Origin of the sequence: Terrimesophilobacter mesophilus, from assembly GCF_014200375.1 — a bacterium.
In the GTDB taxonomy this organism is placed as follows: Bacteria; Actinomycetota; Actinomycetes; order Actinomycetales; family Microbacteriaceae; genus Terrimesophilobacter; species Terrimesophilobacter mesophilus.
Genome location: NZ_JACHBP010000001.1, coordinates 2,244,260 through 2,266,793, shown reverse-complemented (window position 1 = coordinate 2,266,793; position 22,534 = coordinate 2,244,260). Strand labels below are relative to the sequence as shown.

20 protein-coding genes are annotated in these 22,534 nt (G+C 67.6%); 5 read left to right on the top strand and 15 right to left on the bottom strand.

Annotated elements, in window-relative coordinates:
- Positions 1 to 7: 7 nt before the first annotated feature.
- Entirely contained in the window at positions 8 to 667 is a 660-nt protein-coding gene (locus BKA04_RS11165; RefSeq protein WP_104096482.1) for an L-threonylcarbamoyladenylate synthase, read from the bottom strand.
- A gap of 38 nt (positions 668 to 705) precedes the next feature.
- On the opposite strand from BKA04_RS11165, the gene BKA04_RS11160 reads away from it, so the two are divergent.
- The gene (locus BKA04_RS11160) at positions 706 to 1,365 is read left to right on the top strand and encodes an HAD-IA family hydrolase (RefSeq protein WP_221234073.1); all 660 of its coding nucleotides are present in this window, start codon (positions 706 to 708) and stop codon (positions 1,363 to 1,365) included.
- An 11-nt stretch (positions 1,366 to 1,376) separates the two neighbouring features.
- On the opposite strand, the gene prmC is transcribed toward BKA04_RS11160, so the two are convergent.
- From prmC to BKA04_RS11110, 10 genes are all read right to left on the bottom strand, one after another.
- Positions 1,377 to 2,237, bottom strand: a complete 861-nt coding sequence (gene prmC, locus BKA04_RS11155) for a peptide chain release factor N(5)-glutamine methyltransferase (RefSeq protein WP_104096480.1) — start codon at positions 2,235 to 2,237, stop codon at positions 1,377 to 1,379.
- Positions 2,238 to 2,283: 46 nt separating this feature from the next.
- Complete coding sequence (locus BKA04_RS11150; protein WP_104096479.1) at positions 2,284 to 2,727, bottom strand: DUF1801 domain-containing protein; 444 nt, start codon at positions 2,725 to 2,727, stop codon at positions 2,284 to 2,286.
- A gap of 9 nt (positions 2,728 to 2,736) precedes the next feature.
- Positions 2,737 to 3,816 (bottom strand): peptide chain release factor 1, encoded by a 1,080-nt coding sequence (gene prfA, locus BKA04_RS11145; protein WP_104096478.1) that lies wholly within the window; start codon positions 3,814 to 3,816, stop codon positions 2,737 to 2,739.
- Between the two features lie 4 nt (positions 3,817 to 3,820).
- A complete protein-coding gene (gene rho / locus BKA04_RS11140) occupies positions 3,821 to 5,758 on the bottom strand; it encodes a transcription termination factor Rho (protein ID WP_408646459.1) in 1,938 nt (645 codons plus the stop codon).
- A 171-nt stretch (positions 5,759 to 5,929) separates the two neighbouring features.
- Positions 5,930 to 6,889, bottom strand: a complete 960-nt coding sequence (gene thrB / locus BKA04_RS11135) for a homoserine kinase (protein ID WP_104096476.1) — start codon at positions 6,887 to 6,889, stop codon at positions 5,930 to 5,932.
- Entirely contained in the window at positions 6,886 to 8,040 is a 1,155-nt protein-coding gene (thrC, locus tag BKA04_RS11130; RefSeq protein ID WP_104096475.1) for a threonine synthase, read from the bottom strand. Before thrC ends, thrB begins: the two co-directional genes overlap by 4 nt.
- A 2-nt stretch (positions 8,041 to 8,042) precedes the next feature.
- Entirely contained in the window at positions 8,043 to 9,359 is a 1,317-nt protein-coding gene (locus BKA04_RS11125; protein ID WP_104096474.1) for a homoserine dehydrogenase, read from the bottom strand.
- On the bottom strand, positions 9,356 to 10,780 hold the full coding sequence (lysA, locus tag BKA04_RS11120) for a diaminopimelate decarboxylase (protein WP_104096473.1): 1,425 nt from the start codon (positions 10,778 to 10,780) through the stop codon (positions 9,356 to 9,358). Before lysA ends, BKA04_RS11125 begins: the two co-directional genes overlap by 4 nt.
- Before the next feature lie 139 nt (positions 10,781 to 10,919).
- Entirely contained in the window at positions 10,920 to 12,029 is a 1,110-nt protein-coding gene (gene mnmA / locus BKA04_RS11115) for a tRNA 2-thiouridine(34) synthase MnmA (RefSeq protein ID WP_174719829.1), read from the bottom strand.
- 40 nt (positions 12,030 to 12,069) lie between these two features.
- Positions 12,070 to 13,227, bottom strand: coding sequence for a cysteine desulfurase family protein (locus BKA04_RS11110; RefSeq protein ID WP_104096471.1), 1,158 nt, complete (start codon positions 13,225 to 13,227; stop codon positions 12,070 to 12,072).
- Positions 13,228 to 13,297: 70 nt separating this feature from the next.
- Between BKA04_RS11110 and glgX the strand changes: the two genes are divergently transcribed.
- Positions 13,298 to 15,352 (top strand): glycogen debranching protein GlgX, encoded by a 2,055-nt coding sequence (gene glgX / locus BKA04_RS11105; protein WP_104096768.1) that lies wholly within the window; start codon positions 13,298 to 13,300, stop codon positions 15,350 to 15,352.
- Positions 15,353 to 15,374: 22 nt separating this feature from the next.
- Here glgX and BKA04_RS11100 read toward each other — a convergent pair whose 3' ends face one another.
- Genes BKA04_RS11100 through BKA04_RS11090 form a run of 3 tightly spaced genes read right to left on the bottom strand, consistent with a single transcriptional unit; the run spans position 15,375 to position 17,814 of the window.
- On the bottom strand, positions 15,375 to 16,199 hold the full coding sequence (locus BKA04_RS11100) for an ABC-2 transporter permease (RefSeq protein ID WP_104096470.1): 825 nt from the start codon (positions 16,197 to 16,199) through the stop codon (positions 15,375 to 15,377).
- Entirely contained in the window at positions 16,199 to 17,095 is an 897-nt protein-coding gene (locus BKA04_RS11095; RefSeq protein ID WP_104096469.1) for an ABC transporter ATP-binding protein, read from the bottom strand. Before BKA04_RS11095 ends, BKA04_RS11100 begins: the two co-directional genes overlap by 1 nt.
- 17 nt (positions 17,096 to 17,112) lie before the next feature.
- Positions 17,113 to 17,814, bottom strand: a complete 702-nt coding sequence (locus BKA04_RS11090; protein ID WP_104096468.1) for a uracil-DNA glycosylase — start codon at positions 17,812 to 17,814, stop codon at positions 17,113 to 17,115.
- 40 nt (positions 17,815 to 17,854) lie between these two features.
- Here BKA04_RS11090 and BKA04_RS11085 point away from each other — a divergent pair, with 40 nt between their 5' ends.
- The gene (locus BKA04_RS11085; protein WP_104096467.1) at positions 17,855 to 19,330 is read left to right on the top strand and encodes an MFS transporter; all 1,476 of its coding nucleotides are present in this window, start codon (positions 17,855 to 17,857) and stop codon (positions 19,328 to 19,330) included.
- Positions 19,327 to 20,544 (top strand): M20 metallopeptidase family protein, encoded by a 1,218-nt coding sequence (locus tag BKA04_RS11080; RefSeq protein WP_104096466.1) that lies wholly within the window; start codon positions 19,327 to 19,329, stop codon positions 20,542 to 20,544. Before BKA04_RS11085 ends, BKA04_RS11080 begins: the two co-directional genes overlap by 4 nt.
- Here BKA04_RS11080 and BKA04_RS11075 read toward each other — a convergent pair.
- Positions 20,528 to 21,304: an SDR family oxidoreductase gene (locus BKA04_RS11075; RefSeq protein ID WP_104096465.1), complete on the bottom strand. Its 777-nt coding sequence runs from the start codon at positions 21,302 to 21,304 to the stop codon at positions 20,528 to 20,530. The two genes, BKA04_RS11080 and BKA04_RS11075, sit on opposite strands and share 17 nt — an antisense overlap.
- A 71-nt stretch (positions 21,305 to 21,375) precedes the next feature.
- Here BKA04_RS11075 and BKA04_RS11070 point away from each other — a divergent pair, with 71 nt between their 5' ends.
- Positions 21,376 to 22,524, top strand: a complete 1,149-nt coding sequence (locus BKA04_RS11070; protein ID WP_232842040.1) for an acyltransferase family protein — start codon at positions 21,376 to 21,378, stop codon at positions 22,522 to 22,524.
- Positions 22,525 to 22,534: the final 10 nt, after the last annotated feature.

Genomic DNA, 22,534 nt, shown 5'->3' with positions numbered 1-22,534 from the left:
GTCTCGTTCAACCCAGCGCCCTGAAGATCGCCTCGTCCGGGATGGCGCCGTGCCGGACGATCGTGAGCTCTCTGCCGAGCGCGATGCCCGTCGCATCCACGATCGTCGAACCGGGGTCGTTGCCGGAATCGACCTGCTGGCCGACGCGTCCACCGTCCAGGTAGACCGAGACGAGATCGCCGAGGGCGTCGAACGCCTCCTGGGCGGTCGTCGCGGCGGGCTGGCCGGTCAGGTTCGCGGATGACACGGCCAGCGGTCCGGACTCGGAGAGCAACTCGAGCGCAATGTCGTTGTCGGGCATGCGCAACGCGACGGTACCGTGGGTGTCCCCCAGGTCCCACTTGAGGGATTCGCGTGCGGCGACGATCACGGTGAGGGCGCCGGGCCAGAACTCCTTGACGAGTGAGTGCACCTCGTCGGGAACGTTCTCGCCGAGGGCGTTGAGGGTGGGGATCCCCGGGATGAGAACGGGTGGCGGGGCGTCGCGGCCCCGTCCTTTCGCCTCGAGCAGCCGACGCACGGCGGCCTCGTTGAACGCGTCGCAGCCGATGCCGTACACCGTGTCGGTGGGCAGCACGATGAGCTCGCCCATGCCGAGCGCCTGACGCGCCAGGCGCATGCCGGTGAGGAGCTCGGTGCTGTCCGAGCAGTCGTAGATGGTCGCCATGTCGATTGCCATCCTACTTCGGGCAGACTGGAGTTCTGATGGCACCACGACGGTGCAGCGAGGAGCCCTGGGTGGACCTGTACCTGTTCGACTTCGACGAGACGCTCTACGACTACGACTTCCGCATCCGGCTCCCCTCCCTCAGCGTGCTGACCGGAGTGAGCCAGTACCGCCTCGCGAAGGACTGGTGGGCGGCTGGGTTCGAGAAGCGGGCGGAGGCCGGGGAATGGTCCACCTCCGAGGAATATCTGGCCGAATTCAACCGACAGACCGGAGCCCGTCTCACGCTCGAAGGCTGGCGCGAGACGCGCATGCTCGCAAGCACACGCATACCGGGCTCTGTGGATGCCCTCCGCACGGCGGCAACGCTCGGGACGGTGGGAGTCCTCACGAACAACCCGGCACCGTTCGCAGAGTCGTTCGCGATCATGGCGCCGGATGTCGCCGAGCTCGTCGGCGAGAACGTGCTCGTGAGCAGCGGGCTCGGCGTGCGCAAACCGGATGCCGAGATCTACCGGCTCGCGATGGATCGATTCGGGGCGAGCCCGGAGAACACCTTCTTCACCGACGACTCCGCGAGCAACGTCGCGGGCGCGGACGCGGTCGGGATCCACGGCTACCAGATCGAGTGGGTCAAGAACGAGCCCGTGACGGACAGTCTCCTGGCGGCTGTCAGAGCGTTCGCCGAGCGCGCTTGACCGTACTGTGATCAGCGCAGCGCCGTCGTCGCCCTCGGCCGGCCGAGCAGGTCGGGGTGGGTCGCCACTGCGCGCCAGCGGTCCTCGGTGAGGAGCCCCCTGATGGCCTCGCCCTGCAGTTCGCCGTGCTCGATCACGACCGTTCCGCCTGGATGCAGGAGCCTCAGTGCCGTGCGCGAGACGGTGCGAACGACATCGAGTCCGTCGTCGCCGCCGTAGAGCGCCGCGGCGGGGTCGAAGAGACGCACCTCCGGATCGCGCGGGATGGCATCCGTCGGAACATAGGGCGGGTTGGAGATCACGACGGCAGCGCGCCCGTCGAGCTCGGGGAATGCGTCGGCGAGGTCGCCGAGCACGAGTTCGAGGTTGGTCGCCCCGGATGCGGCGGCGTTGCGCGCCGCCCAGGCGTGCGCGTCCGGCGAGAGCTCGATCGCGAACACGCGGGCATGGGCCACCTCGGTAGCGAGGGCGATCGCGATCGCGCCGCTGCCAGTTCCGAGGTCGACGGCCACCGGTTCGGGCTCCGCGGATGCGAGAAGCGCGTCGATCGCGAACTGGGCGACCTGCTCGGTCTCCGGCCTCGGGACGAAGACGCCGGGGCCGACCGCGAGTTCCAGACTGCGGAACGGTGCGCGTCCGGTGATGTGCTGGAGCGGCTCCCGCGTGGCGCGGCGGACGACGAGTGCCTGGAAGGCCGCGGCCTCTTCCTCGCCGACTTCGGCATCCATCGCGATCTTCGCCTGCACCGCTCCCCTGCCGAGGCCGAGCACGTGACCGATGAGCAGCTCGGCGTCGACCTCCGGGTCCGGCACGCCGGCATCGGCGAGCTCGGAAACGGCGCTCGCACGGAGGTCGCGGATGGTGGTCAGCATGCGTCCATTGTGGCCCGTCCGGACGTGTGTGCCCGCCGAGGCGCCATCACTCGGAGTGCGTCGGCGCCGATCCACCCTGCCGTACCCAGGCATCCCTCGCCATCGCCTCGAACAGCCCGTGATCGATCGCCTCGAACTTCGTGATGTACACACAACTCTTGCCCGCGGTGAGCGGGCCGAGTTCTTCCAGGCGCGGGTCGGGGTCGTAAGCGTTATAGAGCCCATAGACCGACATCGACGCCGCCCTCGGTGAGAGGCCCATGATGAACGCGTCGCCCTCGTGACCCGAGTCGTAGCGGTAGTGGTAGCTGCCGAATCCGATCATCGAGGGGCCCCACATGATCGGCTCCTCGCCCGAGACCCGCCGCATGATCGCGATGATCTCCCTGGCGTCCGCGAGCCGGCGCGCGTTGGTCACGGTCGCGAGGAACTCTTCGACCGGCACGGACGTTACGAGGGTCTTGTTCCTGCTGCTGGATGAGTCGGCCATGCGGCCAGATCACGCATCCGCACCGAGGTCGGCGAGCCTGGCCTCCTCGTCGAACTGGATGCAGGAGTCGATCACGGCATCCAGCGCTCCGTTCATGACGGCGTCGAGGTTGTAGGCCTTGTAGCCGGTGCGGTGGTCGGCGATCCGGTTCTCCGGGAAGTTGTAGGTGCGGATGCGCTCGGAGCGGTCCATCGTGCGGATCTGGCTCTTGCGGGCGGCGGAGTCGAGCTCGGCCTGCTCCTCCTGCTGGCGGGCGAGGATGCGGGCGCGCAGCACGCGCATGCCGGCCTCGCGGTTCTGCAGCTGGCTCTTCTCGTTCTGCATCGAGACGACGATGCCGGTCGGAAGGTGCGTGATGCGCACGGCGGAGTCGGTCGTGTTGACGGACTGCCCGCCGGGGCCGCTCGAGCGGTAGACGTCGATCTTGAGGTCGTTCTGGTTGATCTCGACCTCCTCGGGCTCGTCGACCTCCGGGAAGACGAGCACGCCCGTCGTCGAGGTGTGGATGCGGCCCTGCGACTCCGTGACGGGAACACGCTGCACGCGGTGCACCCCGCCCTCGTACTTGAGGTGTGCCCACACGCCCTGCGAGGGGTCTGTGGCGTTCGACTTGATCGCGAGCTGGACATCCTTGTAGCCGCCCAGGTCGCTCTCATTGCTGTCGAGGAGCTCGGTCTTCCAGCCCTTCGACTCCGCGTAGTGCAGGTACATGCGCAGGAGGTCGGCCGCGAAGAGCGCGCTCTCGGCGCCGCCCTCGCCGCCCTTGATCTCCATGATCACGTCGCGCCCGTCATCCGGATCGCGTGGGATCAGGAGCCGACGAAGCTTCTCCTGGAGGCTCGCGAGTCGCTCCTCGAGTACGGGGACCTCGGCGGCGAAGGAGTCGTCGTCCTTCGCGAGTTCGCGTGCGGCGTCGAGATCGTCCTGTGCCTGCGTCCAGTGCTCGTGGGCCGCCTTGATCTGGCTCAGCTCGGCATAACGCCGATTGATCTTCCGTGCCCTGGCGGCATCCGCGTGAACGGCGGGATCCGACAGTTGCGTCTGCAGATCCTCGTGCTCGGCCAGCAGCGTCGCCACCGACTCGAACATGGACTCAGTCTTCCACTGACCCGCTGGGAGCCGGCATCGACTTCTGCACCTGCATGAGGAACTCGACGTTGCTCGACGTGTCCTTCAACCGTCCGAGGACGATCTCGAGGGCCTGCTGAGTGTCGAGGCCCGCGAGGGCACGGCGCAGCTTCCAGGTGATCTTCGTCTCGTCGACACCCATGAGCATCTCCTCACGGCGCGTTCCGGATGCGTTCACGTCGACGGCGGGGAAGATGCGCTTGTCGGCGAGCTGGCGGGAGAGTCGCAGCTCCATGTTGCCGGTTCCCTTGAACTCCTCGAAGATGACCTCGTCCATCTTGGACCCGGTCTCCACGAGCGCCGTGGCGAGGATCGTGAGCGAGCCGCCGTCCTCGATGTTGCGCGCCGCCCCGAAGAAGCGCTTCGGCGGGTAGAGCGCCGAGGAGTCGACACCGCCGGACAGGATGCGACCGGATGCCGGGGCCGCCAGGTTGTATGCGCGGCCGAGGCGGGTGATCGAGTCGAGCAGCACGACGACGTCGTGGCCGAGCTCGACGAGACGCTTGGCGCGCTCGATGGCGAGCTCGGCGACCGTCGTGTGGTCCTCGGCGGGACGGTCGAAGGTGGAGGCGATGACCTCGCCCTTGACCGTGCGCTGCATGTCGGTGACCTCCTCCGGCCGCTCGTCGACGAGCACGACCATGAGGTGGACCTCGGGGTTGTTCTTGGCGATCGCGTTCGCGATGGCCTGCAGGACGAGCGTCTTGCCCGCCTTCGGGGGCGAGACGATGAGGCCCCGCTGGCCCTTTCCGATGGGCGACACGAGGTCGATGATGCGGGTAGTCAGCTTGCCCGGCTCCGTCTCCAGGCGCAGGCGCTCGGTCGGATACAGCGGTGTGAGCTTGCCGAACTCGACGCGCTCGACGGCGGGGTCGAGCGCGAGCCCGTTGACGGAGTCGATCTTGACGATCGCGTTGTACTTCTGGCGGCCGGGGTTCTCCCCGTCGCGCGGCTGGCGAATGGCGCCGACGACGGCGTCGCCTTTGCGCAGGTTGTACTTCTTGACCTGGCCGAGCGACACGTACACGTCGTTGTTTCCCGGCAGGTAGCCGCTCGTGCGCACGAAGGCGTAGTTGTCGAGCACGTCCAGGATGCCGGCGACCGGGATCAGGACGTCGTCCTCGGTGAGCTCCGGCTCGAGGTCGTCGCCGCCGCCCTGGCCGCGACGCTTGCGGTCGCGGTAGCGGCCACGACCACTGCGGTCATCGCCATCGCCCTGGCGGTCGTTCTGCTGGCGGTCGTTCTGCTGGCGATCGCCCTGCTGCTTCTGCTCCTGCTGCCGGTCACCGCCGTTGCCGTTGCGGTTCCGATTGCGACTGCGATTGCGCTGGCCGGAGCCTTCACCCTCACCGTCGTTCGACTTCTCCGAGGACTCGTGAGCGTCGGCGGACGCGGAGTTCTCCGCGGTGTCGTTCACGGCCATGCCACTCGAGGCAGAGTCATTCGAGGCGCCCGCGCCGGATGCGGCATCCGTGCTCTTCTTGTCCGCTGCACGCGACCGGGAGGACTGGCCCGACTTCGCCGTCGGCGCGGTCGCTGCCTGCTCCATCGGCGCCTGCTCGGCCGCTGCCTGCTCCGTCGCGGCCGACTGGGTCGGCGCTGTCGTTGTCGGCGCTGCATCGTCGCCGGTTGGCGCGGTGGTCGTCAGAACACCCGCGGCGGCCGTCGCCCTGCGCGGTGCGCGCTTCCTGGGCGCGGCCTCGGTGTCGTCATTGCTGGGCTCGACCGGTGCTGCTGCGGTCGACTGGGTCTCGGAGATGGTGTCCACGAGTTCTCCTTTTCGAAGTTTGGCGGCGCCGGGGATGCCGAGCTCTGCCGCCATCGCCTGTAATTCAGGCAGACGCAGAGAGGCAAGTGGAGCGCCGGCGTTCGGCCCCATGGCGCGAACGTTGTGATCAGTCACTGGAAGGATTCCTTTCCCCTGCCGGCAGCCTGCACCTCAGGTGCACTGCAACCCACAGCGGAGCTTGTCGCCTGGTACCCCTCACCTGGTCTGCGCGGGTGCGCAGGATGGAGGATGTGGCGAGTGCTGGTGATGGTATCCGGGACCTCTGCCTCTTCAGGTGAAACCTGCTCAGGCGGAGCCTTCTACCGGATGCACCATCACTGTAGCACCTTTGAAGTCGACGGCCAGCATCAACGGCTGCCACGTCGACACCGAGTTCGCGGCCACGAGATCCGCCGCGAGAAGGCGCTGGCTGGGGTCGTTCCCGAGCACGAGAACGGACGGGCCCGCGCCGGAGACGACGGCCGCGAGACCGTGCTCCCTCAGCATCCGGATGAGTTCATCGGTCTCGAGCATCGCGCTCGCGCGATAGCTCTGGTGAAGCCTGTCCTCCGTCGCCGCGAGGAGCAGTTCTGGGCTCTGGATGAGCGCAGCGACCAGCAGAGCGCTCCGCGAGACATTGAAGATCGCGTCCTCGTGCGGCACCGACGCGGGCTGCAGGCTCCGCGCGAGCGCCGTCGACATCGCGGCCTCCGGCACGAAGACGACCGCGGACACGCCACGGTGCGCGATGAGCTTCTTGTGCTTGGGACCGTCCTCACCGACCCACGCGATCGTGAGCCCGCCGAACAGCGCCGGGGCGACGTTGTCCGGATGCCCCTCGAGCTCGGTCGCGAGTTCAAGCAGCTCGATCGAGCCGATGTCGACGATCCCCTCGAGGAGTCCCTTCGCGGCCATGATGCCCGCCACGATGGCCGCACCGCTCGAGCCGAGTCCCCTGCTGTGCGGGATCGCGTTGTGTGCCACGATCTCGAGCCCGGGAACCGGCTGGCCGAATCGCTCGAACACGTGCGCGAGCGCGCGCGCCACAAGGTTGGTCTCATCCGTCGGGACGACCCCTTCGCCGACTCCGAGGACGTTGACGTGGATGCCCGGCTCCTCACGGACCTCGACCTCGAGTTCGTCGTACAGAGAGAGCGCGAGACCGAGCGTGTCGAATCCCGGACCGAGGTTCGCGGTCGTCGCAGGAACCTTGACCGACAGGGTGGTGCCGACCGGAATCGAGGTCGAATCCGCCGTATGCGTCATGCGGGGCTCGCAGGGTCAGTGCCACCGGATGACGGGCCAGCAGATGCAGAACCGCCGGCGGCCGCTGCACCGAGCCCGAGTGCCTCCGCCACCTCAGCGGCGTCGACCGGCACGACCGTCGGAGTCACGTCGGAGCCGTCCGGGCGGCGGACGGCCCACTGCGGATCCTTGAGGCCGTGGCCGGTGACGGTGATCACAACGGTCGAACCCTTCGGGATCATGCCGGCCTCCGCGCGCTCGAGGAGGCCGGCGACACCGATGGCGGATGCCGGCTCGACGAAGATGCCGACGTCGGCGGAGAGAATCCGATGGGCCTCGAGGATCTTCGCGTCGGAGAACATTCCGAAATAGCCGTCGCTGTCATCGCGCGCGACGAGCGCAAGCTCCCAGGACGCCGGGTTCCCGATGCGGATCGCGCTCGCGATCGTCTCCGGATCCGTGACGACGTGGCCGCGGACGATGGGGGCGCTTCCCTCGGCCTGGAAGCCGAACATCCGCGGAAGCCTCGTCGCGGCGTTTCGCGTGATCTCCTCCCGGTACCCGCGGTGATACGCGGTGTAGTTCCCCGCGTTGCCGAGGGGGAGCAGGTGGTAGTCCGGCGCGTCTCCGAGGACTTCGACGACCTCGAATGCCGCGGTCTTCTGCCCCTCGATCCGATCGTTGTTCACCGAGTTGACGAGGTGGACCGGATAGTTCGCCGCAAGCTCGCGCGCGATGTCGAGGCAGTCGTCGAAGTTTCCCTGCACCTGGAGCAATCGCGCATTGTGTGCGATCGCCTGGCTCAGCTTGCCGATGGCGATCTTGCCCTCCGGGACCAGGACCGCAGCGGTGATTCCCGCCCTCGTCGCGTACGCGGCCGCGGAGGCCGAGGTGTTCCCCGTCGATGCGCAGACGACGACCTTCGCGCCGCGCTCCACCGCTTTCGTGACCGCCATCGTCATTCCGCGGTCCTTGAACGAGCCGGTCGGGTTCATTCCTTCGACCTTGATCCACACCCTCGCACCGGTCCGCTCGGACAGCGGATGCGCCTCGATGAGCGGGGTCCCTCCTTCTCCGAGCGTCACGACGGGTGTCGACTCCGTGACGTCGAGCCGATCGGCGTACTCGCGGATGACACCGCGCCACTGTCTCGACGTGCTCAACTCGGACATGCTCACAGGCCTTCTACTCTCAAGACGGAAACGACGGATTCGACGACGGAAGTTGCGGCCAGGGCTGTGACGGTCGCTGCAAGGGAAGATTCGGACGCCTCGTGAGTGCCGATCACAAGGGTAGCGGTTGGATCCGGGTGCTCGGTGTCGCTCGCGACGGACTGCACGAGAGTCTCGACGGAAACCCCGTGATCCCGGAAGAGATTCGCGATCTCGGCGAGCACGCCGGGCTGGTCCACGACGGCGAGCGTGATCTGATACCGCGTCGTGATGCTCGACATGGGCAGGACCGGCAGGTTCGCATGCCTCGACTCCGCGATGCCGGGGCCGCCGATGACGTGGCGCCTTGCGGCCGAGACGAGGTCTCCCAGCACGGCGGATGCCGTCTCCCGGCCTCCCGCGCCGGCGCCGTAGAACATGACGTCGCCGGCTGCGTCCGCCTCGATGAACACGGCGTTCTTCGCGCCGTGCACTGCGGCGAGCGGGTGGTCCTCGGGCACGAGCGCCGGATAGACCCGCGCGCTCACGCCATCCGTGCCCTCCGCGTCGACGAGCCGTTCGCAGATCGCGAGGAGCTTGATGACGTACCCCGCACGGGTTGCCGCCTGCACCTGGCCGAGCGAGATCCCGGTGATGCCCTCCCGATGGACGGATTCGAGCGGTACGACGGTGTGGAAGGCGAGGCTCGCGAGGATCGCCGCCTTCTGGGCCGCGTCGAAACCGTCGACGTCCGCGGTCGGATCCGCTTCGGCGAAGCCGAGTTCCGTGGCGGTCGCAAGCGCCTCCTCGAGGGTCACACCCGTCGTGTGCATGCGGTCGAGGATGAAATTGGTCGTCCCGTTCACGATTCCGAGGATTCTGCGCACCTGGTCGCCCGCGAGACTGTCATGCAGCGGCCGGATGATGGGGATCGCACCCGCGACGGCCGCCTCGTAGTAGAGCTGCGCACCCACCTGTTCCGCCGCCTCGAACAGCTCCGGTCCGTGGGTGGCGAGGAGCGCCTTGTTCCCCGTGATGACATCCGCTCCGGAGTTCAGCGCCTGCAGGATGTATTCGCGTGCCGGTTCGAGCCCGCCCATGAGCTCGATGACGATGTCGGAGCCCAGGATGAGCGACTCGGCGTCGGTCGTGAACAGCTCGCGCGGAAGTTCCGTCGTGCGCGGGGCATCCACGTCGCGAACGGCGATACCGACGAGTTCGAGCCCCGCCCCGATGCGCTCCGCGAGTTCATCGCGATGCGCGATCAGCAGGGATGCGACCTCGGCCCCGACGTTGCCTGCGCCGAGCAGCGCGACCCGGAGGTTGCGGTATTCGATCATCGGGTCGCTCCTTCGGTTGCACTGTGTTCACTGAGTCCGACATCCCTGGACAGGAGATCGGCCTCGCTTTCGCGCCGGACGATGAGTCGCGCCGAACCGTTCGCCACGGCGACCACGGCCGGGCGACCCAGATAGTTGTAATTGCTCGCCAGCGACCAGCAGTAGGCGCCGGTGGCCGGAACCGCGAGGATATCGCCCGGGGCGACGTCGCCGGGCAGGTACTCGTCGTGCACGACGATGTCACCGCTCTCGCAGTGCTTCCCCGCGACGCGGGCGAGAACCGGCGAGGCATCCGAGCGGCGATTGGCCAGGCGTGCAGAGTATTCGGCACCGTACAGCGCCGGCCTCACGTTGTCGCTCATTCCGCCGTCGACGCTCACGTAGCGTCGGATGGCGCTGGAGTCCGCGACCGAGACGTCGACATCCTTGATCGTCCCCACGGTGTAGAGGGTCACGCCTGCGGGCCCGATGATCGCCCTGCCCGGCTCGATCGAGATGCCGGGCACGTGGACGCCGAATCGCTCCGCCTCCCGAGCGACCGCCTCCGCGAGCGCCGAGGCGAGCTCCCCCATCGGCATGGGTCGGTCGGCCGAGGTGTATGCGATGCCGAATCCGCCGCCGATGTTCAGCTCGGGCACCGGCCCGGACTCCAGAAGCATGGCATGGACCGCCATGAGCCTGCCGATCGCCTCCACGAAGCCGGCGGCGTCGAAGATCTGCGATCCGATGTGCGAGTGCAGTCCGAGGAACCGCAGCGATTCGACCGAGCGAATCCGCGCGACGATGGCGGGCACGTCGACGAGCGCGATGCCGAATTTCTGGTCCTCGCGCGAGGTGGCGAGGTAGTCGTGCGTGTGGGCGTTCACCCCGGAGTTCGCGCGCACCCGCACCGCCTGGACGACACCGAGTCTCGCCGCGGCGGCCGCGACCCGCTCCAGCTCCAGCTCGCTGTCGAGAACGATCGAACCGATCCCCGCCCCGATCGCCCGGTCGAGCTCATCCTGGCTCTTGTTGTTCCCGTGGAATCCGATGCGGGCAGGGTCGAACCCGGATGCGAGGGCGACCGCGAGCTCCCCGCCGCTCGCCACATCCAGGCCGAGCCCCTCGTCCGCCATCCATCGGGCGACCTCGGAGGAGAGGAATGCCTTGCCCGCGTAGTAGACGGTGACTGCTGCTCCGTGCGGTGCGAACGCGTCGGCGAATGCAGTGCGGATGCCGGCCGCCCGCGATCGGGCATCCGACTCGTCGAGGACGTACAGCGGAGTCCCGAATCGGGAGGCGAGCTCGACCGCGGACACCCCGGCGAGGTCGAGCCCCCCGCCGGTGGCACGCGCGGCGCCGGCGGGCCACACGCCCTCTGCGAGGGCATTCGCATCGGCCGGCACGGCGAGCCACGGTGGTGCAAGCGGATTGGCGGTCACGGAAAACCTCACGATTGTCGGCGGGAGGCGAGCGAACCCGGCTTGGTTCCTGAAGCCTCCTGAATTCTACAAGGAGGCGCCCAGTCGACCGGAATCGGCGCCGCGGCATTCAGCCGACAGGCATGGGGTGAAGCGGTGCTCAGCCGACGTGAATCGGCGCCGCGGAGACCGTCCGGTCGATCGTGAACTGCCCGAGCACGCGCGTTCCGAGATAGATCACGGCGCTCTGGCCGGGTGAGACGCCGCTGAGCGGCTGTTCCGGATTCACGACGAGTTCACAATCGCGATGGCTGAGGGTCGCCGGAACGGGGTCGGCGTGGGCACGGATCTGCACCATACACTCGAGCGGCGACCCCAGGTCCTGCGGCGGTCGCCCCGCCCAGGAGAACCGCGAGCCGGCGATCTCGGAGAGGTCGAGCGCCTCACGCGGGCCCACGATGACCTCGTTGGTCTTTGGGCGCACCTCGAGCACGAACCTCGGCTTGCCGTCGTCGGCGGGGAACCCGATATTGAGCCCCTTGCGCTGGCCCACCGTGAACGCTGCCGCCCCCTCGTGAGTTCCGAGTTTCGCACCGTCGCGGTCCAGGATGTCGCCCTGCTCCGCCCCGACGCGCTCCGCGAGCCAGCCGCGGGTGTCGCCATCCGGGATGAAGCAGATGTCGTGGCTGTCCGGCTTGCTCGCGACGGAGAACCCGCGGGCCGCCGCCTCGGCGCGCACCTCGGCCTTGCTCGGGGTCGACCCGAGCGGAAAGAGACTGTGTGCGAGCTGTTCGGCCGTGAGGACGCCGAGAACGTAAGACTGGTCCTTCGCCCAGTCCGCTGCGCGGTGGAGCTCGCGGTTGCCGTCGTCATCCGTCACGATGTTCGCGTAGTGGCCGGTCGCCACGGCATCGAACCCGAGATCGAGCGCCTTCTCGAGCAGGGCGGCGAACTTGATGCGCTCGTTGCAGCGCAGGCACGGGTTGGGCGTGCGCCCCGCTGCATACTCGGCGATGAAGTCGTCGACGACATCGAGCTTGAATCGCTCGGAGAAGTCCCACACGTAGTACGGGATGCCGATGAGATCGGCCGCCCGTTGCGCATCCATCGAGTCCTCGATCGTGCAGCAGCCGCGGCTGCCGGTGCGCAGGGTCCCCGGCATGCGGCTGAGCGCCAGGTGCACTCCGACGACCTCGTGGCCGGCGTCGACGGCGCGCGCGGCAGCCACCGCGGAGTCGACTCCCCCGCTCATCGCCGCCAGAACCTTCACCCGTCCAGTGTAAACGGGACGGCCAGTGCAAACGGGACGGTCAGAGGGCACTCACCCTGGTCGAGAGACCCGCCCGCACTGCACGGTCGTACGCGGCCGGAAGCGCGGACAGGAGCGTGTCGACGTCGGCGTCGGTGGAGGCCACCCCGAGCGTCATCCGAAGCGCACCACGTGCTTCAGCCTCCGTCAACCCCATCGCGAGGAGGACGTGGCTCGCCTCGGGGATCCCGGCCTGGCATGCCGAGCCGGTGCTCACGCACACCCCCGCGGCATCGAGGAGATACAGGAGGGAGTCGCCCTCACAACCCGGGAAGGTGAAGTGCGCATTGTTGTCGAGGCGATCGATCGGATCGCCGCGGAGGACCGCAGACGGGACGGCACTCTGCACGCCCGCGATGAGACGGTCACGAAGGCCGGTCAACGGCATCGTCGGATGCCGCGCCGCAGCTGAGAAGGCGACCGCCGCCGGCACATCCTGCGTACCGGAGCGCACCTTCCTCTGCTGACCTCCGCCGTGGATGAGCGGCTCGATCGCTGCCGTACGGGAGACGACAAGCGCCCCGATGCCGAGTGGCCCGCCGATCTTGTGGGCCGAGACCGACAGCGCCGTGAGCCCGCTGGAGGAGAAATCGATCGGAAGGTGGCGGTAGGCGCCGATGGCATCCGCGTGCACAGGGACGCCGGCGCGCGTCGCGAGTCGGACGACCCCCTCGACCGGCTGGATGGTGCCGACCTCGTTGCTCGCCATCAGGGTGGTCACGAGCGCGACATCGTGGTGAGCGGAGAGCGCGGACTCGGTGGCCTCGAGCGACACCCTGCCCAGCTCGTCCGTCGGCAGCCATTCGACGATGGCGCCCTCGGTGCGTTCGAGCCATTCGACCGTGTCGATCGTCGCGTGGTGCTCCCCCCGCGGGACGAGGATGCGCCTACCGGCGCCCGCGGCGGACCTGGCCCAGAACATCCCCTTGATCGCGAGGTTGACCGACTCGGTACCTCCCGAGGTGAAGACGACCTCGATCGGATCGCAACCGAGGCTCCCCGCGATCGCCTCGCGCGCCTCCTCGAGCATGCGCCGCGCGTTCTGTCCCGCACTGTGGATGGACGAGGAATTGCCGACGACATCCAAGGCGTCGATCATGGCATCGCGGGCGACGGGCAGCATCGGCGTCGTCGCGGCGTGGTCGAGGTACACCGCCATCCTGCGCTCCCGTCCCTGGGTGGCCGTCGGCGTTGACCTGCGACGGCCGGTACTCAATTACTCTAGAACGATGTCCACCACTGACCCCCTGCACGACCTCGGGGCCAGGCTCACGGAGCACGGTGGCAGAGTGCGAGTGTATTCGGCGAGCGCAGCATCCATCGAACTGTGCCTGTTCTCGCGGAAGGACCCCTACTGGATCACCGACACGATCCCGCTCGAGAAGACCGTCGGCGACGTCTGGACCGTCACTTCCCCGAAGCTCGTCGCAGGCAGGAACTACACGCTGCGCGCCGCTGCCGATACGGGTTCGAGGGGGGCGGCGGCGCCCAACCGGTTCGACCCCAACCGCAACCTCATCGACCCGTACTCGAGGGGGCTGTCCCGAGCCGGAAACGGCGAGTGGCGCTCGTGCATCGTCGACGACGAGTTCGACTGGGGTGGAACGGCAAAGCCGGTGACCCCGATCGATCACACCGTCATCTACGAGGCGCACGCCAAAGGACTCACGAAGCTGAATCCGGATGTCCCCTCCGGGCTGCGCGGGAGCTACGCCGGCCTCGCTCACGAATCGACCATCGCGTACCTGAACGAACTCGGGGTGACCGCCGTCGAGCTCCTGCCGGTGCACCAGTTCGTCACAGAGCAACGCCTGGTGAAGATGGGACTCAGCAACTACTGGGGTTACAACAGCCTGAACTTCTTTACCCCGCACATGGCGTGGGCGTCGGCGGCAGCCCAGGAGGCCGGGTCCGCGGCCGTCGTGCGCGAATTCAAGGGAATGGTGAAGCTGCTGCACGAGGCGGGGATCGAAGTCATCCTCGACGTCGTCTACAACCACACCTCCGAGGAGGGGCCCGATGGGCCGACAACGAGCCTGCGCGGACTCGACGACCGCACGTATTACCGGCAGAGCGCCTCCGGGGACTACATCGACGTGACCGGGTGCGGCAACTCGATCGACGCGTCCAACCCGGTGGCCCAGCGCCTCATCATGGATTCGCTGCGCTATTGGGCGAACGAGATGCAGGTCGACGGCTTCCGTTTCGACCTGGCCGCAACACTGGGTCGAGATGCCGAGGGGAATTTCGACCCGCAGCATCCGCTCCTGAAATCCATTGTGAGCGATCCAGACCTCTCCGGAGTGAAGATGATCGCAGAGCCGTGGGATGTCGGCCCGAACGGGTGGCAGACCGGTCGATTCCCGCAGGGCTGGCTCGAGTGGAACGACGGATACCGGGACCGCGTACGGGACTTCTGGCTCACCGACATCGCGTCCGCGAGGGCGCACGGCACAGCGCCGATCGGCATCGGGCCTCTCGCCACCAAGCTGTCCGGCTCGTCCAACGAGTTCTCCGCGGAACGCGGACCCATAGCGTCGGTGAACTTCGTCACGGCTCACGACGGATTCACCCTGGCCGACCTCACCGCCTACGACAGCAAGCACAACCTCGGCAACGGTGAGGACAACCGGGACGGGACGAACGACAACCACTCGTTCAACCACGGGGTCGAAGGACCGACTGACGACCCCGTCATCACGACGGTGCGCCGCAAGGCGATGCGGAACCTCCTGGCGACGCTCCTGCTCTCAGCCGGCACGCCCATGTTGACGGCAGGCGACGAGATCGGCCGATCCCAGCGGGGGAACAACAACGCCTATTGCCACGATGACGAACTCAGCTGGCTGCCCTGGAAGCTCGACGGATGGCAACGAGACATGCTGCACATCACGAGGGCCGGCATCCGGTTCAGGAAAGACAACCCGGCCGTCCGACCGAGGAGCTTCGGCGTCTGGGGCGAGACGCTCGACACGGCGACCCAGATGGACTGGTTCAACGCCTCGGGCCAGACGATGTCGATCGACGACTGGAACTCGCCGTCGGAACGGACGCTGCAATACCTCGCCGCGGCGAATCACGAGGTCGACGGATTCAACCGCATCCTCCTCATCGTGCACGGTGTGGAGGCCGACGAGACCGTCACCCTCCCCACGCACTCGGGGGTCCAGTCGTACACGCTGCTGTTCGACAGCGCGAACGACACGATCGAGTCCGAGGAGCACGCGCCGGGCACAACGCTCGCGATGACCCCGACATCCCTCAAGCTGTTCCGAGCGCACTGAATCCCGTCCGGCGTCAGCAGGTCTAGGTGACGTCCTTTCGCCAGCTCGTGAGATAGCCGAGCCCCGCCGCGACGATCGCCATCCCGAACAGGACGAGCCCACCCTGCCACCACTCGAGCGACTGGGCGCCGGATGCCGCGGCGGTCATCGAGGTGAAGATGCTCGATCCGACGAGCGCGTCGCTCGCCGCACCGGGGAGGTACTGGCCTATACCGGCCGCCCAGTCCGCGAGCGAGGTCATCAACCGCAGGATCGGTTCGAGGAACTGGGTGAAGGCGAGCACGATCACGATCGCGGCGACCTGGCTCGGGATGAGTGCGCCGAGCCCGACCCCGATGATCGCCCAGATCGCCATCGCGAGCACGACGCGCGCGAGCAGCGCCCAGGTGTCGGAGTCCCCGAGTGCTGTGGAGTGGCCGGTTGCGCTCAGGATCGATGCGCCGAGCCCCACGCTCGCCACGAGGGCCGCGATGCCGTAGAGCGCACCGAAGACGGCGAGCGTCACGAGCTTCGCTCCGAGGACCGTTCCGCGGTGAGGCTGCGCCAGGAACGTCGGGGTGAGCGTCTGGTGCCGGAACTCCGAGGTCGTCGCGAGCGTGCCGAAGAGCACGGGGAACACGTAGCCGATGCTCGACGCGATGCTGTAGATGATGGGCGGCAGCGCAGCATCCGTGATGTCGGGGGCGTTGCCTCCGGATGACGCGAGCTGGTCGCCGAGTCCGCCGAACACGCCCGCGAGGAGGCCGGACGTGAACGCGACGTAGCCGACGAGCACGATCAGCAGGACCCACCACATCCGCACGGTGAGGATCTTCTGGAATTCGGAGCGAACCGCCCGGAGGAACATCACGGCCGACCACCTTCTCCCACGAGGTCGAGGAAGGCCTTCTCCAGGCCCGTATGCTCCGGTGTGAGCCGGCTGAGGGGAATACCCGCCGTCAGCGCCATGGCGCCGACGTCTGCCGCGCTCGATCCCGTGACCGCCAGGCCGTCCTCGAGGGCGAGCACGTCTGCGCCCGCTGAGCGGAGCGCGGATTCGAGGCCCGCTCGATCCGGTGAGTCGACGAGGATGCGCGTCCCGCCGTCGAGGGCGGCGAGCCCGCCGTCGTAGACGAGTTCTCCGCGCGAGATGATGACGACCTGGTCGACGCTCTGCTGGACCTCGCTGAGCAGGTGGGAGGACACGAGAACCGTGCGACCCTCCCCCGCGAGCTGCCTCAGGAACGACCTGATCCACTTGATGCCCTCAGGGTCGAGCCCGTTGACCGGCTCATCGAGCACGAGAACGCCCGGGTCGCCGAGGAGGGCGAACGCGAGCCCGAGGCGCTGGCGCATGCCGAGCGAGTAGCCGCCGACCCGACGGTCCGCGAAGTCCCCCAGCCCGACCTGGCCGAGAACCTCGTCGACCCGGTTCTTCGCAATGCCCGCTGCGGTTCCGTAGACGGACAGGTGGTGCCGGGCCGAGCGGCCCGGATGGAAGCTCGAGGCCTCGAGTGCCATTCCCACCGTTGCGAGGGGCCTCGCGAGCTCACGATATGCCCGGCCGCCGAACGTCGCGCTTCCCCCGCTCGGACGCACGAGCCCGAGCAGCATCCGCAGCGTCGTCGTCTTCCCCGCCCCGTTCGGCCCGAGGAAACCGGTGACGACCCCCGGCCTGACCGTGAAGCTGAGATCCGTCACGGCCTGCACCTGCCCGAAGGATTTCGACAATCCCCTGACATCGATAGTTGTGCTAGTTGACATAGAATAAGTAAAGCAGATTACCCGGACGGTGGCGAATCGTCTCCGAACGCCCAGTCCACGGGTTCCGCGCCCTGGGCCTGGAGAAGATCGTTCGCGCGGCTGAACGGCTTCGATCCGAAGAAACCGCCGCTGGCCGAGAGCGGGCTCGGGTGAGCGGATGCGACGATCGGAGTCGAGCCGAGGAGCGGTTCGAGGTTTCGGGCATCCCTGCCCCAGAGAATGGCGACGAGCGGGGTCTTCCGCGCGACGAGGGCGCGAATGGCGACCTCGGTGACCGGCTCCCACCCCTTGCCCCGATGCGACCCGGATGCACCCGGTCGCACCGTCAGCACCCTGTTGAGGAGCATGACGCCCTGTTCCGCCCAACTCGTCAGGTCCCCGTGCGGCGGCGGCACCACTCCGAGGTCGTCGTGCAGCTCACGATAGATGTTCTGCAGGCTTCGCGGCAGGGGTCGAACCCGGCGATCGACGGCGAAGCACAGGCCGATCGAATGCCCCGGCGTCGGATACGGGTCCTGCCCGACGATGAGAACCCGCACGCGATCCAGCGGATACCGGAACGCCCGCAGGACGTTCTCGCCCGACGGGAGGTAGCCGCGGCCGGATGCGACCTCCGCGCGCAGGAAGTCCCCCATCTTCGCGATGTCGCCCGAGACGGGAGCGAGGGCAGCGGCCCACCCGGGATCCACCAGTTCAGACAGGGGTTTCGGAGCCGCCATGACAGCAGACTACGACCGCACGAGGCGCTAGTGTGCGTTCATGACTCTTCTTCGCGGCAAAGCCGGCGCGGTCACGGTGGGGCTCATCGGATTCCTGTTCTTCGTCGAATTCGTGAGCGGGATCCTTCAGGGGTTCTACGTGCCGCTCATCCCGGACCTCGTGAAATACCTCGGGATCAGGGATGCCGACTTCAACATCTTCGAGGGGGCTCAGCTCCTGCTCTCGGCACTCGTCGTGCCGATCCTCGCGAAGCTCGGCGACATGTACGGGCACAAGAAGATCCTCCTCGTCGCGACAGTGCTCACCGCCGGCGCCACCTGGTGGCTCGCGTTCGCCGGCGACTTCACGAGCTTCCTCATCGCCTGGACTCTCCAGGCCTTCTACGTCGTGTGGCTGCCGCTCGAGATCGCCCTCATCTTCGACAAGGGCAGGCGCAGCGGCCGCGCAGCGTCCGACACGCGCAAGGCAGCGGGACTCCTCATCGTGGGGCTCGAGGCGGGCGCGATCGCAGGAGCCCTCGGCGGATCGGCCGTCTTCGAAGCTTTCGGCGGCCCTGAGCACCTTGCCGCCTCGGTTGTTCCGACCCTCATGGTTCCCGCCATCGCGGTGTCGCTCGTGTTCTTCGTCATCCTGTTCGGCGTGCCGGAGTCCGAGTCGCTCCCCGGTCGCACTCTCGACTGGATCGGGTTCTCCATCCTCACGATCGGCCTTCTGCTGATCACGTCCGGCCTGACCTTCCTCAAGTTCAACGACGACCAGTGGTGGCCATGGGCCATCATGATCGCCGGCATGGCAACGTTCTGGCCCTTCGTTCGGTTCGAGCTGCGGCAGAAGGACCCGGCCATCGACATCCGGGTCTTCGCTCAGCCGAACATGTGGCCGGTGCAGCTGACCGCGTTCCTCGTCGGCATCAGCCTGCTCGGCGCCCAGGCGCCGCTGTCGACCTACGCCGGGACCGATCGGGCACTCGGATACGGGCTCGGCCTCACCTCCGGCACGATCTCGATACTCATCGGCCTGTATCTCATCTCCATGATCGTCGGCGCACTTCTCTTCCCCCTCGTCTCCCGGTGGAGAACACCGCGATTCGCCCTCATCGCCGCGGCGTTCCTCGTGTCCATCGGATACCTGTCGTTCATCCCATTCCACCTGGAGACCTGGCAGGTCTTCATGAACATGGCGATAGCCGGGCTCGGCAGCGGTGCCCTCGTGGGCGCCATGCCCGCGGCAGCGGCAGCAGCGGCTCCGCGGGGGCAGACGGGGATCGCGTCTGCGCTCACGAACACGACGAAGACCATCGGCGGATCCTTCGCGTCCTCCGTCTTCGCGATAGTCCTCACGATCGGGGCCGTACAGGTCGCCGGTTCGACGGCGGGAAGCCTCTTCGGCTACTACCTGGTGTGGGCGATCTGCGGGGTCGGTGCGCTCATCGCCGCGGTCCTCCTGTTCTTCGTGCCCAGGCTCGCCTTCGCCGACGATGCGACGGTCGAGGACGCAGAGGAGGTGCGCGCGTGAATTTCGCCGACCTCGCGACGGAAGCGGCTGGTTACCTCAGCGAACTCCAGTCGGTGCGCAGAGACATCCACCGGCATCCGGAGCTCGGACTCCAGACGCCGAAGACGCTCGATCGCGTGATCGCCTCGATCTCCGAGCTGCCGATCGAGATCACGCGGACGGACTCGATGACGGGCGCGATCGTGCGCATCAGCGGCGGGAAACCGGGGCCGACGGTCCTGCTGCGCGCCGATCTCGATGCCCTGGCGCTCCAGGAGGACACTGGTCTGGACTTCGCTTCGGAGATCCCCGGCAGGATGCATGCCTGCGGTCATGACCTGCACGCGGCGATAGCGGTCGGTGCGATCCATCTGATCACGACGCATCGGGATGAGCTCGCCGGCGAGGTGCTGTTCATGCTGCAACCGGGCGAGGAGGGCTATCGGGGCGCCGATCACATGCTCGATGAGGGACTGCTCGCGCATGCTCGAGGCGAACTCGTCGGCGCATACGGACTCCACGTCATGACGAGCGCGCCCCTCGGACACTTCGTCACCCGGCCGGGGGCGCTCATGGCATCAGCGGCGACACTCGATGTCACGGTGCGCGGCCGTGGAGGCCACGGATCGGCGCCGCAGACCGCGCTCGATCCCAACCAGGCGCTCGCCGAGATCGTCACCGGACTCCAGACGATGGTGACGAGGCGCTTCAGCGCGTTCGATCCCGTGATCATCACGGTCGGATGGCTGAGCGGAGGCGAGCGGGGAACGAGCAACGTCATCCCGAGCGAGGCCTCCTTCGGTGCGACGGTTCGAACATTCTCCGAGGCCAACCTGGCTGCCGTCGAGAAGTTCTCCTCCCAGCTCGTGGCCGGGATCGCCGAGGCCCACGGCCTGAGCGCAGACATCGAGTTCTCCGTCGTCACCGTTCCCCTCCTCAATGACGCAGGGCACGTCGACCTCGCCGAGAGGGTGGCGGGCTCCATGTTCGGACCGGAGCGATTCAGCATCGCGGAGACACCCGTCGCCGGAGGGGAGGACTTCGCCTCCGTGCTGCTCGCCGTGCCGGGCGCGTTCGTCTTCGTCGGCGCGTGCCCGCCGGAGCTCGATCCTGAGACCGCGCCGTACAACCACTCGAACCTCGCCCGGTTCGACGACTCGGTGCTTCCGGATGCGGCCGCCTACCTCGCGGCGTTGGCCTTCGCACGTCTGGACGACGTCAGCCCTTCGGCGTGAGCGGAACCCTCGCGACCTTGTGCGGGGCGGCCTGGGCCACCGGTTTGACGGTCACGAGGTCGAGGTTGACGTGCCCCGGCAATTCGCTCGCGAGTACGATGACCTCCGCGATGTCCTCCGCCAGGAGCGGGTTGTCGACGCCGGCGTAGACCGCATCCGCCCGCGCCCGGTCTCCCCCGAACCGCGTGAGGGAGAACTCGTCCGTCTTGACCATTCCCGGCGCGACCTCGATGATCCGAATCGGCTCACCGACGAGCTCCAGACGCAGCACCCCTGTGACGGCGTGCAGCGCGAACTTAGAGGCGTTGTATCCGCCGCCGCCCTCGTAGGGCACGAGGCCCGCGATCGAGGAGAGCATGACGATGTCGGCGTGCCCTCCCTCCCGAGCTCCGTCCCTCAGGAGAGGCAGGAGTGCGCTCGTCACTCGCTGAACGGCAACGACGTTGACGTCGAACATGCGCGCCCAGTCCTCCGGGTCGCTGTCCTCCACCGAAGCCATGCCGAACGCGCCGCCGGCGTTGTTGACCAGGGTGTGGATGGGCCCGGTCGCCGCAAGGTGGTCCCGAAGGGCATCCACCTGGTCCTGCACCGTGAGATCGGCGGTGAACACGGATGCTCCGGTCTCGGCCGCGAGCGCCTCGAGACGCTCGGTGCGGCGCGCGACCCCGACGACGTCCCAGCCGTGAGAACGGAACAATCGCACCGTCGCCGCACCGATTCCCGAACTCGCCCCCGTGACCACTGCCCGTCTCGTCGACATTCCGTCTCCTCTCACCGTCCTCCCACCAGTCTGTCAGGAGCGGCCCCGATTGGACTGATAGCAAGGATCAAGTGAGCGAGCGAGCAAGGTCGACCGAGCGGGCCGGTTCCGGGCAGGGACTGGTCGGACCGGATTCTTCAGGGCGCATCGCGCTCTGGGACAACGCGCGCTTCCTGGCCGTGACTCTCGTCGTCATGGGGCATGCGATCCAGCGGTTGACCGCGGAGTCCGACAATGCGCTCACGCTCTATCTCGTGATCTACGCGTTCCACATGCCGGCGTTCGCGATCATCAGCGGATACTTCTCCAAATCCGTCCCGCCGACGAAACGCTCGATGCTCCGGCTCTTCACTGAGCTCATCGTGCCGTATCTCATCATGGAGGCCGCGTGGTCGCTCGTGAAGTTCATGATCGACGGGACCACGAGCTTCGACCCGACCACCCCATCCTGGACCCTGTGGTTCCTTCTCTCGCTCGCGATATTCCGCCTCGTCCTCCCCTACCTGGCGCTCCTGCGCTGGCCGCTCACGATCTCGGTCGTCGTGTCCATCGGTGTCGGCTACCTGAACGGCGTCGACAGCACGTTCTCCCTCGCGCGGACCCTGGGGATATTGCCGTTCTTCGTCCTCGGCTGGAAGCTGTCCACCACCGACGTCGCCGGATGGTGGCTCTCGTCCAGGAGAGCGGTGTGGTGGATCCGGGCAGCGGCGGTGGGGGTATTCGTGACCCTCGCCGGACTGATCTGGAGTACGACACCGATCTGGCGGGACATGGACCTTCACCACTGGCTCTTCTACGACGACTCGTATTCGAGGCTCGGAGCCGACACCCTCCTCGCCGGAGGCATGCGCATCCTTCTCATCGCGCTCGCGGTCGTTCTCAGCGCGTCGTTCCTCGCGCTCGTTCCTCGCCACGCGACCGTGATCACCCCACTCGGGCGCGCCACCATGTATGTGTACCTCCTGCACAGCTTCCTGCTCTACCCGCTGCGCGAGAGCGGCCTTCTCGGTGGGGCCCACTCGTCGGCGACCTGGCTCGCCCTCATGATGATCGCGGCCGTCGCCATCTCGCTCGTTCTCGCGAGCGACCCGGTCCGCCGTCTCTTCCGGCCCATCATCCAGCCGAATCCGCGCTGGCTGTTCGCCTCCGATGCGATCGAGGACGACCCTTCGTTACCCCGTGTGTCATCGCGCGTTGACCTCGTCCATCGGGATTCCTAATCTCGATGGA

Coding starts and splice junctions, on each gene's coding strand:
- BKA04_RS11100 (WP_104096470.1), bottom strand. CDS start 16,199: ATGTTCCTCCGGGCGGTTCGCTCCGAATTCCAGAAGATCCTCACCGTG.
- BKA04_RS11085 (WP_104096467.1), top strand. CDS start 17,855: ATGACTCTTCTTCGCGGCAAAGCCGGCGCGGTCACGGTGGGGCTCATC.
- glgX (WP_104096768.1), top strand. CDS start 13,298: ATGTCCACCACTGACCCCCTGCACGACCTCGGGGCCAGGCTCACGGAG.
- BKA04_RS11165 (WP_104096482.1), bottom strand. CDS start 667: ATGGCGACCATCTACGACTGCTCGGACAGCACCGAGCTCCTCACCGGC.
- prmC (WP_104096480.1), bottom strand. CDS start 2,237: ATGCTGACCACCATCCGCGACCTCCGTGCGAGCGCCGTTTCCGAGCTC.
- BKA04_RS11090 (WP_104096468.1), bottom strand. CDS start 17,814: ATGGCGGCTCCGAAACCCCTGTCTGAACTGGTGGATCCCGGGTGGGCC.
- thrC (WP_104096475.1), bottom strand. CDS start 8,040: ATGTCCGAGTTGAGCACGTCGAGACAGTGGCGCGGTGTCATCCGCGAG.
- BKA04_RS11150 (WP_104096479.1), bottom strand. CDS start 2,727: ATGGCCGACTCATCCAGCAGCAGGAACAAGACCCTCGTAACGTCCGTG.
- thrB (WP_104096476.1), bottom strand. CDS start 6,889: ATGACGCATACGGCGGATTCGACCTCGATTCCGGTCGGCACCACCCTG.
- BKA04_RS11110 (WP_104096471.1), bottom strand. CDS start 13,227: ATGGCGGTGTACCTCGACCACGCCGCGACGACGCCGATGCTGCCCGTC.
- BKA04_RS11075 (WP_104096465.1), bottom strand. CDS start 21,304: ATGTCGACGAGACGGGCAGTGGTCACGGGGGCGAGTTCGGGAATCGGT.
- prfA (WP_104096478.1), bottom strand. CDS start 3,816: ATGTTCGAGTCGGTGGCGACGCTGCTGGCCGAGCACGAGGATCTGCAG.
- BKA04_RS11160 (WP_221234073.1), top strand. CDS start 706: ATGGCACCACGACGGTGCAGCGAGGAGCCCTGGGTGGACCTGTACCTG.
- BKA04_RS11125 (WP_104096474.1), bottom strand. CDS start 9,359: ATGATCGAATACCGCAACCTCCGGGTCGCGCTGCTCGGCGCAGGCAAC.
- BKA04_RS11095 (WP_104096469.1), bottom strand. CDS start 17,095: ATGTCAACTAGCACAACTATCGATGTCAGGGGATTGTCGAAATCCTTC.